The organism is Agrobacterium sp. rho-8.1 (assembly GCF_033957725.1).
Lineage (GTDB): Bacteria > Pseudomonadota > Alphaproteobacteria > Rhizobiales > Rhizobiaceae > Agrobacterium.
Genome location: NZ_CP192789.1, coordinates 1234992 through 1252005 on the forward strand (window position 1 = coordinate 1234992; position 17014 = coordinate 1252005).

13 protein-coding genes and 1 pseudogene are annotated in these 17014 nt (G+C 57.4%); 11 read left to right on the forward strand and 3 right to left on the reverse strand.

Annotated features, from left to right (window positions below; all coding sequences use genetic code 11):
- Nucleotides 1–183: 183 nt before the first annotated feature.
- On the forward strand, nucleotides 184–2004 hold the full coding sequence (locus RMR21_RS20545) for an IlvD/Edd family dehydratase (RefSeq protein WP_498671263.1): 1821 nt from the start codon (nucleotides 184–186) through the stop codon (nucleotides 2002–2004).
- A gap of 67 nt (nucleotides 2005–2071) precedes the next feature.
- On the opposite strand, the gene RMR21_RS20550 is transcribed toward RMR21_RS20545, so the two are convergent.
- Entirely contained in the window at nucleotides 2072–2791 is a 720-nt protein-coding gene (locus tag RMR21_RS20550) for a metallophosphoesterase (protein WP_498671264.1), read from the reverse strand.
- 184 nt (nucleotides 2792–2975) lie between these two features.
- Here RMR21_RS20550 and RMR21_RS20555 point away from each other — a divergent pair, with 184 nt between their 5' ends.
- The 4 genes from RMR21_RS20555 (at nucleotide 2976) to RMR21_RS20570 (ending at nucleotide 6496) form a co-directional block, all read left to right on the forward strand.
- The gene (locus RMR21_RS20555) at nucleotides 2976–3611 is read left to right on the forward strand and encodes a hypothetical protein (RefSeq protein WP_498671265.1); all 636 of its coding nucleotides are present in this window, start codon (nucleotides 2976–2978) and stop codon (nucleotides 3609–3611) included.
- The gene (alkB, locus tag RMR21_RS20560; protein WP_498671859.1) at nucleotides 3611–4264 is read left to right on the forward strand and encodes a DNA oxidative demethylase AlkB; all 654 of its coding nucleotides are present in this window, start codon (nucleotides 3611–3613) and stop codon (nucleotides 4262–4264) included. The genes RMR21_RS20555 and alkB overlap by 1 nt, the downstream gene beginning before the upstream one ends.
- Nucleotides 4265–4398: 134 nt before the next feature.
- Nucleotides 4399–6153, forward strand: a complete 1755-nt coding sequence (locus RMR21_RS20565; RefSeq protein ID WP_498671266.1) for a chemotaxis protein — start codon at nucleotides 4399–4401, stop codon at nucleotides 6151–6153.
- A gap of 109 nt (nucleotides 6154–6262) precedes the next feature.
- The gene (locus RMR21_RS20570; RefSeq protein ID WP_498671267.1) at nucleotides 6263–6496 is read left to right on the forward strand and encodes a DUF2171 domain-containing protein; all 234 of its coding nucleotides are present in this window, start codon (nucleotides 6263–6265) and stop codon (nucleotides 6494–6496) included.
- A gap of 50 nt (nucleotides 6497–6546) precedes the next feature.
- On the opposite strand, the gene RMR21_RS20575 is transcribed toward RMR21_RS20570, so the two are convergent.
- Nucleotides 6547–8172, reverse strand: coding sequence for an ABC-F family ATP-binding cassette domain-containing protein (locus RMR21_RS20575; RefSeq protein WP_498671268.1), 1626 nt, complete (start codon nucleotides 8170–8172; stop codon nucleotides 6547–6549).
- A 148-nt stretch (nucleotides 8173–8320) separates the two neighbouring features.
- Here RMR21_RS20575 and RMR21_RS20580 point away from each other — a divergent pair, with 148 nt between their 5' ends.
- From RMR21_RS20580 to RMR21_RS20605, 6 genes and pseudogenes are all read left to right on the forward strand, one after another.
- Nucleotides 8321–9136: a MurR/RpiR family transcriptional regulator gene (locus RMR21_RS20580; RefSeq protein ID WP_498671269.1), complete on the forward strand. Its 816-nt coding sequence runs from the start codon at nucleotides 8321–8323 to the stop codon at nucleotides 9134–9136.
- A 131-nt stretch (nucleotides 9137–9267) separates the two neighbouring features.
- The gene (locus RMR21_RS20585) at nucleotides 9268–11190 is read left to right on the forward strand and encodes a bifunctional 5-dehydro-2-deoxygluconokinase/5-dehydro-2-deoxyphosphogluconate aldolase (RefSeq protein WP_498671270.1); all 1923 of its coding nucleotides are present in this window, start codon (nucleotides 9268–9270) and stop codon (nucleotides 11188–11190) included.
- On the forward strand, nucleotides 11187–13016 hold the full coding sequence (gene iolD, locus RMR21_RS20590) for a 3D-(3,5/4)-trihydroxycyclohexane-1,2-dione acylhydrolase (decyclizing) (protein ID WP_498671271.1): 1830 nt from the start codon (nucleotides 11187–11189) through the stop codon (nucleotides 13014–13016). The genes RMR21_RS20585 and iolD overlap by 4 nt, the downstream gene beginning before the upstream one ends.
- A complete protein-coding gene (gene iolE, locus RMR21_RS20595; RefSeq protein WP_498671272.1) occupies nucleotides 13013–13912 on the forward strand; it encodes a myo-inosose-2 dehydratase in 900 nt (299 codons plus the stop codon). Before iolD ends, iolE begins: the two co-directional genes overlap by 4 nt.
- A gap of 15 nt (nucleotides 13913–13927) precedes the next feature.
- A complete protein-coding gene (gene iolB / locus RMR21_RS20600) occupies nucleotides 13928–14737 on the forward strand; it encodes a 5-deoxy-glucuronate isomerase (protein ID WP_498671273.1) in 810 nt (269 codons plus the stop codon).
- 45 nt (nucleotides 14738–14782) lie between these two features.
- Nucleotides 14783–14946: pseudogene (locus RMR21_RS20605) on the forward strand (IS701 family transposase); the annotation flags it as partial.
- A gap of 292 nt (nucleotides 14947–15238) precedes the next feature.
- Here the strand turns inward: RMR21_RS20605 and RMR21_RS20610 are convergent.
- Nucleotides 15239–16960, reverse strand: a complete 1722-nt coding sequence (locus RMR21_RS20610) for an ABC transporter substrate-binding protein (protein ID WP_498671274.1) — start codon at nucleotides 16958–16960, stop codon at nucleotides 15239–15241.
- Between the last annotated feature and the right edge of the window lie 54 nt (nucleotides 16961–17014).

Genomic DNA, 17014 nt, shown 5'->3' on the forward strand with positions numbered 1-17014 from the left:
GGCGGAAATTTCGTGACGATCGTCATCGACTGTCTTCAAAAGGTCGAAACATTCCGGTGCTGTCCTCAGATGGACCTGCCTCGCGCTAGAGATCGCCGAGGTCTTTTTCTCTTTTCCTCATCATAAGGTCGTCGCAATCCTGTTGTCGTACCCATTTGCCATTTCCGGCTGGAGATCAAAGTTATGAAAGACCTGACCAACCTACCCACAACGCAGGCAAAGGGCGGAAAGCTGCGTTCTCGCGCATGGTTCGACAATCCTGATAACGCCGACATGACGGCGCTGTATCTGGAGCGCTACATGAATTTCGGCCTCAGCCAGGCGGAATTGCAGTCGGATCGTCCGATCATCGGCATCGCCCAGACGGGATCGGACCTGTCACCGTGTAACCGCCACCACTTGGAACTGGCGCACCGTCTGCGCGAAGGCATCCGCGAAGCGGGTGGTATCGCCATCGAATTTCCGGTTCACCCCATTCAGGAAACCGGCAAGCGCCCGACCGCCGGTCTCGACCGTAACCTCGCCTATCTCGGCCTCGTGGAAGTGCTGTACGGCTATCCGCTCGATGGCGTCGTGCTGACCATCGGCTGCGACAAGACCACGCCTGCCTGTCTTATGGCGGCGGCCACCGTCAACATTCCTGCCATCGCGCTTTCCGTCGGCCCCATGCTGAACGGCTGGTTCCGTGGTGAACGCACCGGTTCCGGTACCATCGTCTGGAAAGCCCGCGAACTGCTGGCCAAGGGCGAAATCGACTATGCCGGTTTCGTCAAGCTGGTTGCTTCCTCGGCTCCGTCCACCGGTTATTGCAACACCATGGGCACGGCAACGACCATGAACTCGCTGGCTGAAGCACTCGGCATGCAACTGCCGGGTTCCGCCGCAATCCCGGCACCTTACCGCGACCGTCAGGAAATTTCCTATCACACCGGTCTGCGCATCGTTGATATGGTCCGCGAAGACCTCAAGCCTTCCGACATCATGACGAAGGATGCCTTCATCAACGCCATCCGCGTCAACTCGGCTATTGGCGGCTCCACCAACGCACCGATCCACCTGAACGGTCTGGCGCGCCACCTCGACATCGAACTGACGGTCGATGACTGGCAGACCTACGGCGAAGAAGTGCCGCTTCTCGTCAACCTTCAGCCTGCCGGTGAATATCTCGGTGAAGACTATTACCATGCAGGCGGTGTTCCCGCTGTGGTCAACCAGTTGATGACACAGGGCCTCATCAAGGAAGACGCGATGACGGTCAATGGCAAGACCATTGGTGATAACTGCCGTGGCGCCATCATCGAAGACGAAAAGGTCATTCGCCCGTTCGATCAGCCGCTTAAGGAACGTGCCGGTTTCCGCGTTCTGCGCGGCAACCTGTTCTCGTCCGCCATCATGAAGACCAGCGTTATCTCGCCGGAGTTCCGCGAGCGTTACCTGTCCAACCCCAACGATCCCGAAGCCTTCGAAGGCAAGGCTGTTGTGTTCGATGGTCCCGAAGATTACCACCACCGCATCGACGATCCATCGCTTGGTATCGATGCCAACACGGTTCTGTTCATGCGCGGTGCCGGTCCCATCGGTTATCCAGGTGCCGCCGAAGTCGTCAACATGCGCGCACCGGATTATCTGCTCAAGCAGGGCGTCACGTCGCTTCCCTGCATCGGTGACGGCCGCCAGTCCGGCACATCGGGCAGCCCGTCCATTCTGAACGCATCTCCGGAAGCTGCCGCAGGCGGCGGTCTCGCGATCCTTCAGACGGGCGACCGGGTGCGTATCGATGTGGGCAAGGGCAAGGCCGATATCCTGATCTCTGCTGAAGAGCTGGCCAAGCGTTACGAGACCCTTGCAGCCGACGGCGGTTACAAGTTCCCCGATCATCAGACCCCATGGCAGGAAATCCAGCGTGGCCTCGTCGGCCAGCTGGAAACCGGCGCGGTTCTGGAAAATGCCGTCAAGTATCAGCGCATTGCCCAGACCAAGGGCGTCCCTCGCGACAACCACTAACATCGCTTTACAATAAAAAACACCGGCTGGTTTCAGCCGGTGTTTTCGTCTCTATCGCGCGGTCATTCTACTCGGCGTGCATCACCGTGATGGTGCCATCGCGGGTGATTTTCACCGCAGATAGCCGCCCCGTCATAAACGCACCGGTATCTACATTCAGACGATTGTCGCAAAGCGACACATTGCGCACAGGTGTATGACCATGCACGGTCATGAAGAGGTTGTCGGCACCCGGAACGGTCTGATCCTTTGGCCGTATCCACAACAGATGCTTGTCGTGCTGCCTTTGTAACGGCACACCGTTCACCACCCCCGCATGGACGAAACACAGACCGGGCACCGCCAGCAGCGATGGCAGCGATGTCATGAAGTCGATATGGCTCTGCGGAATGTGGTCGTGAAGCTGCGCTTTCAGGCTTTTCCTGTCTGCTGGTATCTCCCCGATCCCGTAGGATTTCAGCGTTTCCATTCCGCCGAACTCAAGCCAGAGATGGTCTTCTCGCGGATCTCTCAGAAAATCCAGCATCGTCGCCTCGTGGTTTCCCGCCAGACAAAAGCGCTCGATGTCTCCCGACACCCGCTGCATCAGCTCATGAATGACGTCGGAGGATTTCGGCCCGCGGTCGATGTAGTCTCCCAGCATCACGATCCATTTGGAGCCATGTATTTGCGCGGCATCGCTCAGGATCTTATTCTGCAACGCCTGCAACAGATCAAAGCAGCCGTGAACATCGCCAACGGCATAGATAATGTCTGGCCTGTCATGCGAGAATAATTTTCGGCGCATCTGAGGTATTTCCATCGTCTTCAGACCTTCCTCGCGGTGGGGCGACGCCGCAAATTCATGGAAAAGCTATGAACGATTATGCTTAACGCAGCATTGACGGTGGGCCTGAGCCACACATTGTCCCTAAAATCGTCTCTTTTGCGTGGGTTTTTGGCATGTCCGATAAAAATGACGGGAGGTGTATATGACGCTACAGAACCGGGTCGATCCCTTTGGAGACATCGTCGCTCTTCCGTTGCGCGGGCTTTTTACCGGCAATCGTGGCATCATTCATGACGCCAGAACCAAAACCCTGACGACGAAACGCTGGACCTCTAAAGCGTGGCTGGTGTGCAATTGCGATTACAAGAACGTGCGCCGCGATGTCATGGCGACACGCAGCTGGACCGAACTTTTCTTCTTTGACGAAGCGACAGCTTTGGCAGCCGGTCACCGTCCATGCTTCCAGTGCCGCCGTGATGACGCCGACCTATTCCGAAGCGCTTGGGCAGCGGGGAATGGCGTCTTACCTCCCAGCGCGAAGGACATGGACAGCGTGCTTCATAGGGAGAGGCTCCAGTCCCGCCGCAAACGGTTGAATATGCTGTTATCGCCCCTGGAACATTTGCCGGACGGCGCCATGATTGCCGCAGCGGGAGATGCTTTTCTGATTGTCGGTGGCAAGCCATATCACTGGGATGCGGATGGATACCAGCCGGTGCAGACCTTGCCATTCGTAGACGGGTTGCTCACCCCGCCCTCCACGCTGAACACCCTGCGCGCCGGATACGCACCGCGCCTGCACCCGTCGCTTTCAACGAAACAGGAAACGGTCGCATGATGGATGATCTGTTTTCGGGCCTCGAAGCGGCGGTACCCAAGCGTGTCGAGATGGCAGATGGCGCATGGCTGTTGCGTCATCATGCCTTGGATGTTTCAACGACACTCTTGCGCGCGGTCGACCAGATCTCGTCCGCTGCCCCTTTTCGCCACATGGTCACCCCCGGCGGATTTTCCATGTCGGTCGCCATGACGAATTGTGGGCCCTATGGCTGGGTGACGGACCGCAGAGGATACCGGTATCAAACCACTGATCCCGAGAGCGGACAACCATGGCCAGCCATGCCGCAAAGCTTTCAGTCGCTGGCCGAAAGCGCTGCACGCGAAGCGGGATATCCAGATTTTATCCCCAATGCCTGTCTGATCAACCGCTACGAGCCAGGCGCGAAAATGTCTCTCCACCAGGACAAGGACGAGAGAGATTTCACCAATCCCATCGTTTCGGTCTCTTTGGGCCTGCCCGCCACGTTTCAGTTCGGTGGCATGAACCGCTCGGATCCGGTGCGCAAACATATGCTCAGTCATGGTGATGTCGTCGTCTGGGGCGGTCCGTCGCGCCTGTCCTTCCATGGCATTATGCCGTTGAAGGACGGCATCCACGACGCCGCCGGACGGGCACGTCTCAATCTGACGTTCCGCCATGCGGCTGTGTGACATCCCGTTAACCAGCAGATCCTACGCAACTGTTAACTGTGAATCGGATTAGGCCGCCCGCGAGAGCGCTGATTTACCTGTCGTTTCCGAAATGTAGCTAGCGTCGTTCCACAACACGAGATCGGGAAACGACGATGAATACAGCGCGGCAGCTCAAGACGACCTTCGAGATCGACAGACAGGTGGAATTCACCTCCAAGCTGACGGCTGCGCATGCGCGAATTGAAAAGGCGTTTCTCGAAGGCGGGGCGGTTCTGGTGTCAGTCATGGACATTCTGGGCAGTCTGACGGGAACTCTGGACGGAATGACCAACACGATCGACGGTCAGACAGCCCAGACAACGCTCGATGGTCTAGGCAAAACCATCGATGATCTCGCGCAGTTGCCGAAGACGGAAAAAACACGCCAGGCAGCATTCAATTCCCTGGCAGAAATGTGCTCCTCCACAGGCGGGCACATCGACGATATCCATGAGACAATCCGCTATCTCAAGACCTTCGTGATCACGGTCAAGATCACTGGTGCCGGGCTTGCTGAATTTGCCGGCTTCGCCGATGAAATTCGCGAACGCATCCAGTCGGGTGCAGACGAAGTCAGCCGCTTTGCCAAGAACCTTGAAGCGATGCGGTCTCAGCTCATTAAGGCACGGTCTTATTCATCCGGCACGCTCGCGGATTTTGAATCGACCATTCCGCAAATCATCGCAGGCCTGAACGAAAACTCAGCGCGCATTTCCAAGCAGCAGCAGGAGATGTCCGACATCGCCGCGCAGGTGAAGAAGATAGCCAGCACCATCCAGGGCAAGATCGGCTCGGTACTGTCTTCCCTGCAGATCGGCGATATCACCCGCCAGCGAATCGAACACATTCAACGTATGCTGGATATGCTCGACGATTTCGCGTCTTCGGACGAAGGAAAGCAGCTCGATACTGGTGAATATGCGGTTCTCAAAGAAGCTGTTTTGCAATTGGCTGGCGCACAGATGAATGAGACGGCGGCCGATTTCCATCGCGATTGCACCAAGATATTCAAAAGCATTTCGAGCTTTGCCGATGACGCGGCGCGCATCCTGTCTCTGCGCGATGAACTGGTCGACAAGACCCGCAATGGCGACAAGGACACGCTGGCCCTGATGGAGCAGGGCATTGTTGAAGCCTGCAATCTGGTTGGCCGTGTGCAGGAAAGCAGCGCCGGTGCCGACAATGTCGTTCTGTCCGTGACCAACAGCGCGCAGGAACTGTCACGCGGCATTGAAATTTTGCGATCCATCAAGATCGATATTCACTATATGGCGCTCAACTCCAATCTGCGCTGCTCCAAGCTCGGCGATGCCGGCCGCTCCGTCAATGTTGTCAGCGGTGAAATGCGAGTGTTCGCGGGCAAGCTGGAAACGCCAGCCGACGCCATCGTCGAAGAACTCCAGCGTGTCGAGAGTGCGACCAGCCAACTGGCACAACAGGGCCGAGGCCTTTCGGCTGATCTGGCTCTGCCGCTGAACGAAAGTCTTCACGCTATCCGCCGTGCCAAGACACAGATGGATGCTGGTTTGCAGGCCCTTGCCGACGAAGGTCAGGCCGTTTTCAGCCGCATCAGTTCAGCCGTTGTGACGCTCGATTTCGAAAGCGAGCTGGGTGCCACCTTCAAGGAGTGCTGCCAGATCTCCGCAGAACTGTCGCAAGGCTTTGACGCAAACGTCTCTGCTTTCAGCCATAAGATCGAAACCTTCAGCTCAGGGGTCTACAAGCTCTACACGATGTCTCAGGAGCGTGACATTCACGTCCGCTTCCTGCCCGCGAGTGTCTCGTCGGCCAGGGCAAATGTCTCTTCCATTGCCCGCAACGCAGCTGCAGCAGATGATGACGATCTGTTCGCGGATGCGCTTTTCTAGGAACTGCCAACCGTCAGACTGCGACTGTTGAATATGAGAAATGCGGGAACGAAACGGCCCGCCGTCCATTTTCTACGTGGGAATACAAGAAAACACGGAGGAAATGACCATGATTTCTCAGGATAAAATTCGCGAGCATATGGAAGTGCGTTCCGCCGATGGAAGCCACGTCGGCACTGTCGATCACATGGACGGCACCAGCCGCATCAAGCTGACGAAAACCGATGCCGAAGATGGCAAGCACCACCTGATCCCGCTGGAGTGGGTCGACCATGTGGACGCCCATGTCCATCTCAGCCGATCGGCATCCGATGTGCGCAGCAATTGGGAAACACTCAACTAGAGTGCCAGCGATCCCCAAAAATCATAATGCGGCCCTTAAGGCCGCATTTTTTATGCCTTCATCAGCCCCGGTGCTTCCGCGCCCGTCCGCTCCACATATTCGATGTATCCGCCGCCATATTGGTGGATGCCCTCGGGCGTCAGTTCCAAAACGCGGTTGGACAGGGCCGCGAGGAAATGGCGATCGTGCGAAACGAAGAGCATGGTGCCTTCATATTCGCCGAGCGCCTTGATCAGCATTTCCTTGGTGTCGAGGTCAAGGTGGTTGGTGGGTTCGTCCAGAACGAGGAAATTCGGCGGGTCGAACAGCATCGCCGCCATCACAAGACGTGCCTTTTCTCCACCTGAGAGAACCCGGCATTTTTTCTCGACATCGTCCCCGGAAAAACCGAAGCAGCCTGAGAGCGCGCGCAGCGGAGCTTGGCCGGCTTTCGGGAAGCGCTGTTCCAGCCATTGCAGAATGGTTGCGTCACCATCCAGCAAATCCATGGAGTGCTGGGCGAAATAGCCGAGTTTGACGCTGGCACCGACATTGACGATGCCCGTATCCGGTTTGGCTGTTCCGGCTATCAGTTTGAGAAGGGTGGATTTGCCAGCGCCGTTGACACCCATGATGCACCAGCGCTCCTTGCGGCGGATCATGAAATCCAGGCCCTCATAGATGGTGCGTTTGCCGTAGCTTTTGTGGACTTGTTTAAGCGACACGACATCTTCACCGGAGCGTGGCGGTGCCTGAAAATCAAATGCTACCGTCTGCCTGCGCTTTGGCGGCTCGACACGGTCGATCTTCTCGAGCTTCTTGACGCGGCTTTGTACCTGTGAGGCATGGGATGCGCGTGCCTTGAAGCGCTCGATGAACTTGATTTCCTTGGCAAGCATCGCCTGCTGGCGCTCGAACTGTGCCTGCTGCTGCTTTTCATTCTGGGCACGTTGTTGCTCGTAAAAGCCGTAGTCTCCGGTATAGCTCGTCAATGATCCCGCATCGATCTCGATGATCTTGTTGACGATGCGATTCATGAACTCGCGGTCATGCGAGGTCATCAGCAGCGCGCCGTCATAGGTTTTCAGGAAGGTTTCGAGCCAGATCAGGCTTTCGATATCCAGATGGTTGCTCGGCTCATCGAGCAGCATCACGTCCGGCCGCATCAAGAGAATGCGGGCCAGCGCCACACGCATCTTCCAGCCGCCCGAGAGCTTGCCGACATCGCCGTCCATCATTTCCTGACTGAAACTCAAGCCTGCCAGAACCTCGCGGGCACGGCCATCGAGCGAGTAACCATCCAGCTCTTCATAGCGGGCCTGAACCTCACCGTAACGCTCGATAATCTCGTCCATCTGGTCGAGTTGGTCTGGGTCCACCATGCGGGCTTCCAGTTCACGCAGTTCGGTGGCGACGGCGCTGACGGGACCGGCACCTTCCATGGCCTCGGCAACCGCGCTGCGGCCCGCCATCTCGCCGACATCCTGATTGAAGTAGCCGATGGTGACGTGCTTGTCGGAGGCAACCTGGCCTTCGTCAGGCTGTTCCTGACCGGTGATCATGCGAAACAGCGTCGTCTTGCCTGCACCGTTAGGACCAACCAGCCCGACCTTTTCGCCCCGGTTAAGGGCGGCAGACGCCTCGATGAACAGAATGCGGTGGCTGGCGGATTTGCTGATGTTTTCGATGCGGATCATGAGAGGGTAACCGATAAGCTGGAGGTTTGCGTCCCTATGCCATGCTGGGCCCCCACTGTCACCCGATGAATCGACATGGAAACCTTGTGAAATATTTTGGAATGGATATTCCATATTGCCGGTGGGATAGAACAATGAGGGAGAGATCATGAATGTGAACGCGGCCCCCGCAACGGTCGAAGCTTTTCGCGAGCGATTACTGGAGATAACCGACAGACTGCCGAAGCGTCTGCGTCAATGCGCCGATCACGTCGCAGCGCATGCAGATCGCATCGCGGTGTCCACCGTCGCCGAACTGGCGGATGGCGCAGGTGTCCCGCCATCCGCCATGATGCGTTTCAGCCAGATCATGGGCTTCTCCGGCTTTTCCGAAATGCAGCGCCTGTTTCGCGAGCATTACACCGGCAGCTGGCCGGATTATACGACGCGTCTCAGCAATCTGCGTGATAGTGGTGAAGATGGCAGTGCGCTGCTTTTGGGAGAGTTCGTGGACGCCGGGCGTGCATCGCTCGAAAACGTGCTGAAAACGGTCGATCCGCAGGAATTCGAAACTGCGATCCAGGTGCTGTCGGAAGCAAACACCATCCACATCATCGGCCTGCGACGGTCCTTCGCGGTCGCCAGCTATCTGGCCTATGCGTTCGAGAAAATGGGCGTTCCGGCCATGTTGCACGCATCTGTCGGGCAGCTGCACAATGAGAGTGCCATAAGATATGGTGACGTCGTGCTTGCCATCACCTTCGCGCCCTATTCGGCAGAGACGATGGACCTTGCGTCGTCAAGCCTTGCGCGCCGCGTTCCGGTGGTGGCGATAACCGATACGGCGGTCAGCCCGATGCGCAAGCTGGGCGCGACGATCCTTGCGGTTTCCGAGGTGGATTTCGGTGCCTTCCGGTCGCTTTCAGCCACACTCTGCGTGGCCATAGCGCTCGCTGTCGGCGTGGGCGCGCAAAGGCAAAATTGAATATTTATGTTGAAAATAGAAAAAATGGAATTTATAGTCCAAAAATAGCCTGAAATGGAATGCCTGAAATGGAATGATTTTGGAGTGTCATTCCATATCTAGGTTTCGCCTTACAGCGAGGGAGGACGGTCGTGAAAAAGCTTGATCTCATTACGATTGGCCGTTCGTCGGTCGATCTTTACGGTGCCCAGGTCGGCGGCCGTCTGGAGGATATGTCCTCCTTCAACAAATATATCGGCGGTTCCCCCACAAACATCGCCGCCGGTGGTGCGCGGTTGGGTCTGAAGACCGCCGTTATCACCCGCGTCGGCGACGAACATATGGGCCGCTTCATCCGCGAGCAACTGGTGCGCGAGGGTGTCGACATCCAGGGCGTGAAGACTGACCCGGAACGTTTGACGGCGCTGGTGCTGCTTGGAATTCGCGACCAGTCGCAGTTCCCACTGATTTTCTATCGCGAAAACTGCGCTGACATGGCACTGTGCGAAGACGATATCGATCCTGCCTTCATTGCGGATGCGGCTTGCGTCTGCGCCACCGGCACGCACTTGTCCAATGTGAAAACGGAAGCCGCCGTTCTGAAGGCGCTGCGCATTGCGCGGGAAAGCGGCGCGAAGACAGCGCTCGATATCGATTATCGGCCCAACCTCTGGGGCGTTGCAGGGCATGGCGATGGCGAGAGCCGCTTCGTGGAATCCGAGAAGGTGACAGCCAAACTGCAATCGACGCTGCACCTCTTCGACCTCATCGTCGGAACGGAAGAGGAATTCCACATCGCCGGTGGCTCGACCGATACGCTGGAAGCGCTGAGGGCCGTTCGCAAGGTTTCCGACGCGACACTGGTTTGCAAGCGCGGGCCGATGGGTGCCTCGGTTTTCCCGGCAGATATTCCAGCCAGTCTTGATGACGGCGAATCCGGTGAGGGTTTCCCGATCGAAGTTTTCAACGTGCTGGGTGCTGGCGATGGCTTTATGGCGGGCCTCTTCCGGGGTTGGCTGCGTGGCGAAGACTGGCCGACAACGCTCAAATTTGCCAATGCCTGCGGTGCTTTTGCCGTCTCTCGGCACGGCTGCACGCCCGCTTATCCGAGCTGGGAAGAGCTGCAATATTTCTTCCGCACCGGCATCAAAAACAAGGCGTTGCGCAAGGATGAAGCGCTGGAGCAGGTGCATTGGGCCACCAACCGCAAGGGTGACTGGAGCACCATGCGCGTCTTCGCCTTCGACCACCGCATGCAACTGGAAGCCATGGCGGATGAGGCGGGCGTTGACCACGCCAAGATCGGCGACTTCAAGAAGCTTTGCCTGAAAGCAGCCCTTCAGGTGTCCGGCGGTGAAGCCGGCTATGGCATCCTCTGCGATAGCCGTCTTGGCCGTGAGGCGCTTTACGAAGCAAGCGGCACCAATCTGTGGGTCGGCAGGCCGGTGGAATGGCCGGGCTCTCGCCCGTTGACGCTGGAGCCGGAACTCGGTCTTGATTTCGGCGGCCTTAGCGAGTGGCCCGCCAACAATGTCGTCAAAGTTCTGTGCTTCTATCATCCTGACGATTCCGAAGAGTTGCGCAAAGAACAGGAAGCGACAGTCATACGCCTGTTCCAGGCCGCCCGTCGCAACCGACTGGAGCTACTGCTGGAGATCATTCCGTCCAAGGTGGCACCGGTGGATGACACGACGAATGCAAAAATTATCGACCGTTTCTATGAGATCGGCGTCTATCCCGATTGGTGGAAGCTGGAACCGATGAAAAGCGAAGCGGCGTGGAAAAACGCATGCGAAGCGGTCGAGCGCAAGGACCCTTATGTGCGCGGCATCGTGGTGCTGGGTCTGGACGCGCCTCAGGCCGAGCTTGAGACCAGTTTCCGTCTGGCTGCCGGTTTTGATCTGGTGAAAGGCTTTGCTGTCGGTCGCACGATCTTTGCGGATGCGGGCCGTGCCTGGTTGGCAGGTCAGATAAGCGGCGAGGAGGCCGTGAAGCAAATGGCTGAACGTTATAGCGCTCTGTGCCGCATCTGGGATGAGGCGCGTGCCGCAAAGAACAAGGGAGAGGTCGCGTGACGACAATACGTTTGACGGCAGCGCAGGCGATGGTTCGCTATCTGGCCGCGCAGATGAACGAAGATGGCGAGATCTATATTGCCGGTGTCTGGGCGATTTTCGGCCATGGCAACGTGGCTGGCATAGGAGAGGCGCTCTATGGCATCCGCGATGAACTGCCAACCTATCGCGGCCAGAACGAACAATCCATGGCGCATGCCGCCATCGCTTACGCCAAGCAACTCGGCCGTCGCCGTGCCATGGCGGTCACGTCCTCCATTGGCCCCGGCGCTTTGAACATGGTGACGGCTGCTGCGCTCGCCCATGTCAACCGCCTGCCGGTTCTGTTGATCCCCGGTGATGTCTTTGCCAATCGCGGCCCCGACCCGGTGTTGCAGCAGATCGAGGATTTCGGTGACGGCACCGTGTCCGCCAATGACTGCTTCAAACCCGTCAGCCGGTACTTCGACCGCATCATGCGGCCTGAACAACTTCTCACCGCCTTGCCTCGTGCCATGCGCACCCTGACCGACCCTGCTGATTGTGGTCCGGTGACGCTGGCATTCTGTCAGGACGTGCAGGCGGAAGCCTACGACTATCCGGCAAGCTTCTTTGAGAAAAAAGTCTGGCGTCAACGCCGTCCTGAACCCGATATTGCAGAGTTCGAGGAGGCCGTTGCCGCTTTGAAGGCGGCTAAGAATCCGGTGATCGTTGCTGGCGGTGGCGTGCATTTTTCGGGCGCGACAGAGACGTTGAAAGCTTTTGCTGAGCGTCATTCCATCCCGGTCATTGAAACGCAGGCTGGCAAATCTGCGCTGGCTTGGGACCATGATCTGAACTTCGGCCCGGTTGGTGTTACCGGTGCAGACAGCGCCAATGCCATTGCCGAAAAGGCCGATCTCGTCTTCGGTATCGGTACCCGCTTTCAGGATTTCACCACCGGCTCCTGGGCGCTGTTCAAGAACCCTGAACGCAAGTTGCTGGCGCTGAATGTCCAGCCCTATGACAGCGCAAAGCACAATGCCATCAGCCTGACGGCGGATGCGAAAGTGGGGCTGGAAAAGCTGGCACAAGCTTTGGGAAGTCATCGTTTCACGGCACCTGATGCTGGTCTGAAACAGGGGTGGTTTGCCAAGGCGGATGCCGTGACGGCTGCGCCAACCGACGCCAACAGTCTGCCGACGGACATGCAGGTTATCGGCGCGGTGCAGCGGGCCTCTCGTGACGATACCGTTGTCATGTGTGCGGCTGGAACCATGCCGGGAGAGCTGCACCAGCTGTGGAAGGCCAAGCTGCCACTCTCCTACCACATGGAATACGGCTTTTCTTGCATGGGCTACGAGATTGCCGGTGGCCTCGGCATCAAGATGGCGCAGCCGCATCGTGATGTGATCGTCATGGTGGGTGATGGTTCCTACATGATGATGAATTCGGAACTGGCGACCGCCGTTGCGATGGGTGTGAAGATCACCCTCGTCATCACCGATAACAGAGGCTACGGCTGCATCAACCGGTTGCAGATGGGCACCGGCGGTGCGGAGTTCAACAATCTCTACGCCCACAGCAACCACACAAACCCCATCGCCATCGACTTTACCGCCCACGCTGCCAGCATGGGCGCCGATGCCCACAAGGTGTCATCGATTGCGGAGCTGGAGATAGCGTTGAATGCGGCGCGCGAGGCGACGGTGACAACGGCGATCGTCATCGATACCGACCCTTATCCGACGCCGGATGCCGGTGGTTATTGGTGGGATGTCGCGGTGCCGGAAGTTTCGCAGCGTAAAGAAGTCAACAATGCACGCGCAGCTTATGAAGCCGCGTTGAAGGAAAGACAGTCATCATGATCCTTTACGGCACGAACCCCATTGCGTGGAGCAATGACGACGACCGCACGCTGGGTGCCCATATCAGCCTTGACCAATGCCTGGATGAAACATCGAAAATCGGTTTCGATGGCATCGAGAAGGGCCATAAGTTTCCTCAAGAACCGGATGCTCTGAAATCCGTGCTGGAGCCGCGCAATCTGCGTTTCGTTTCAGGCTGGCATTCGCTGAACCTGCTGACCAACTCCATCGAAGATGAAAAAGTGGCCATGCAGCCTGCGCTCGATCTGCTCAAGGCCATGGGCTCGAAGGTCATTATCGTCTGCGAAACTTCGAACGCCATTCATGGCGACGACGACAAGCCGGTTAATGATCGTCCCAAACTTGCCGATAGCGACTGGAAGGTATTCGGCGAAGGTGTCGAGGCGCTGGCAGCGTTTGCTGCAGAGCAGGGTATCGCACTCGTCTACCACCACCACATGGGCACGATCATCGAAAGCGAAGACGAGATCGACCGTTTGATGGAGCATACCGGCCCGCATACCAAGCTGCTGCTCGACACGGGCCACACGCTGTTTGGCGGCGGGAACCCGGAGCGGCTTGCGAAAAAGCACATGGGCCGGGTTGGCCATATTCACGCGAAGAACGTTCGCCCCGTGATCGCCCAGCAGGTTCGTGACGAAAACCTGTCATTCCTCGAAGGCGTGCGTCGGGGTGTCTTCACCGTTCCGGGTGACGCAGACGGCGGCGTCGACTTTTTACCCGTGCTGAAAATTGCCGCCGAGCATGACTATAGCGGTTGGCTGGTGATCGAGGCCGAGCAGGACCCTGACGTGCGCAACCCGTTTGAGTATCAAAGTCTTGGCCTGAAATCCTTGCGCGCTTTCGCGAGGGACGCTGGACTGGACAAAGCCTGAAACAAGGAGACGACCATGGCCAATCTGCTGTGCAAGCCGACCGGGACAACCGGCAAGGTCCACGACATCACACCTGAAAGTGCCGATTGGGGCTATGTCGGTTTCGGTCTCTACCGGCTGAAACCGGGTGAGGCCGCGACCGAGAAAACCGGCGATACGGAAGTCATTCTGGTGCTGGTCGAAGGCAAAGCGGAGGTCTCATCCGAAGACAAAAACTTCGGCGAACTTGGCGACCGTATGAATGTGTTCGAGCGCAAGCCGCCGCACTGTGTCTATATTCCGGCTGGCTCCTCATGGTCGGTTACTGCGACAACCGATTGCACCATCGGCGTCTGCACGGCACCCGCCAAACCAGGGCGTGAAGCGCAGGTCATCGGCCCCACCGGTATTTCGCTGAGTGAGCGCGGCAAGGGTGCCAACACGCGCTACATCTTCCCGATTGCGATGGAAGACCGCGATGTGGCCGATAGCCTGCTGGTGACAGAGGTCTTCACCCCCTCCGGCCACTGGTCGTCCTACCCGCCGCACAGGCATGACGAGGATAATTTCCCGGACATGACCTACCTGGAAGAAACCTACTATCACCGCCTCAACCCGGCCCAAGGCTTTGGCTTTCAGCGGGTCTTCACCGAAGATGGCTCGCTGGATGAAACCATGGCGGTATCGGATGGCGATGTGGTGCTTGTGCCAAAAGGCCATCACCCTTGCGGTGCGCCCTATGGTTACGAAATGTATTATCTGAACGTCATGGCGGGACCGATGCGCAAATGGCGGTTCGAAAACCATCCGGATCACGATTGGATATTCAAGCGAGATAACGCTTAACACTACGGTTGCGTACTTTTACACGTTCTGAATCCATGTGTCTCCATGATTGGGAGGCCGTGGATGAAGGATGCATCGATCGAGACAATGTTGGAACTGTGGGCATCATCGCTGCGTGAAGTTAAGGCGCGTATGCGTGGATTGTTTACGCGGAGCGCGTTGCGGCATCGGCGAACCTTCTCCTGGCATCGATCACCGGTTCATCCAAGATTTCGAGTGCTTTTCAGCACCAGGCCTCGCCTCATACACACCGCAATGATCAAGCTCATGACAAGAAGGCCCGGGCGATATCGGCCTTCTTGAAGAGGCTCTTAAGTATATCGTATTCACTGTGGATCTACAGGTTGGAGCAGGACAAGGCTTGCCTCATACCCCGCTTGAACGTGTACAAATTCTCAAGCCAATCCCCGGGGGGATGACGCAGTCGGGCTGGGCATCCGTCATATGCTCGCAAAAAACCGGGGGCAGAAAACCGCCCCCGGATCGTTCGTCGCAGCAGACTTATTTCTGCCAGCTCTTGACCAGCTCATCGTAATTGACGGTCATCGGCTTTTCTTTTTCTTCGGCGATCTTCAACTGTGGTGCAAGGTTGCCCTTCGAGGCGGCGTCCTTGTTCCAGTATTCAAGATCGTGTTCTTCAGCCAGTTTCGGTCCAATCTCGCCCTGAACGCCTGCACGTTCCAGACGCTGCATGACCTTTTCCTGTTCGGCGCAGAGCGAGTCCATGGCTTCCTGCGCGGTCTTTGCACCCGACGAGGCGTCACCAACTGCCTGCCACCACAGCTGTGCCAGCTTTGGATAGTCAGGAACATTGGTGCCGGTTGGCGACCACTGAACGCGGGCTGGCGAACGGTAGAACTCGATCAGGCCGCCGAGATCCTTGGCGCGCTTGGTGAAGCTCTCGTGGTTGATCGAGGATTCGCGGATGAGGGTCAGGCCAACATGGCTCTTCTTCACGTCGACGGTCTTCGAGGTCACGAACTGAGCATAAAGCCACGCGGCTTTGGCGCGGTCATCAGGTGTAGACTTCATCAGCGTCCATGAGCCGACGTCCTGATAGCCAAGCTTCATGCCGTCTTTCCAGTAAACGCCATGCGGGGAAGGGGCCATGCGCCATTTCGGCGTACCATCCTCGTTCACCACCGGTAGACCCTTCTTGACCGCGTCAGCGGTGAACGCCGTGTACCAGAAGATCTGCTGCGCGACTTCGCCCTGCGCGGGGACCGGGCCGGATTCGGAGAAGTTCATGCCTTGCGCTGCTGGAGGCGCGTAAGCCTTCAACCAATCGAGGTATTTCTGGATCGCGTAGACCGAGGCAGGTCCGTTGGTGTCACCGCCACGTGCAACGCAGGAGCCGACCGGCTGCGATTTCTCGTTGACCTTGATACCCCATTCATCGACCGGCAGGCCGTTCGGCAAGCCCTTGTCGCCGTTGCCAGCCATGGACAGCCAGGCATCGGTGAAGCGCCAGCCGAGCGACGGGTCTTTCTTGCCGTAATCCATATGGCCATAGACTTTTTTGCCGTTGATTTCACGACCCGTGAAGAAGGCCGCGATGTCTTCATAGGCCGACCAGTTGACGGGAACGCCCAGCTCATAGCCATACTTCGCCTTGAAATCAGCCTTGTTCTTTTCGTCGTTGAACCAGTCATACCGGAACCAGTAGAGGTTCGCGAACTGCTGGTCTGGAAGCTGGTAAAGCTTGCCATCCGGTGCTGTCGTAAATTTGGTGCCGATGAAATCCTTCAGGTCGAGACCGGGATTGGTCACGTCCTTGCCTTCATTGGCCATCCAGTCCGTCAGGTTGCGGGCCTGTTGGTAACGCCAATGGGTGCCGATCAGGTCACTATCGTTGATGTAGGCGTCATAGATGTTTTCGCCAGACTGCATCTGTGTTTGCAGTTTTTCGACCACGTCGCCTTCGCCGATCAGATCGTGCGTCAGCTTGATGCCGGTGATTTCGGTAAAGGCTTTCGCCAGGACCTTGGACTCGTATTCATGCGTCGTCAGCGTTTCCGAGACGACCTTGATATCCATGCCGGCAAAAGGCTTTGCAGCATCGATGAACCATTGCATTTCCTTTTCCTGATCGGCGCGGGAAAGGCTCGAGAGATCACCGATTTCCTTGTCCAGAAAGGTCTTGGCCTCGTTCATTCCGGCGTTTGCCACGCCGGTTATTGCCAGCAGCGCCGCTGCCGTCGTCGTCAAAAGATGCATTCGCATAATAATCCTCCCAAGGTTTTGCGATTGCGTAGATGTATATCCGGGCGGTCCTCC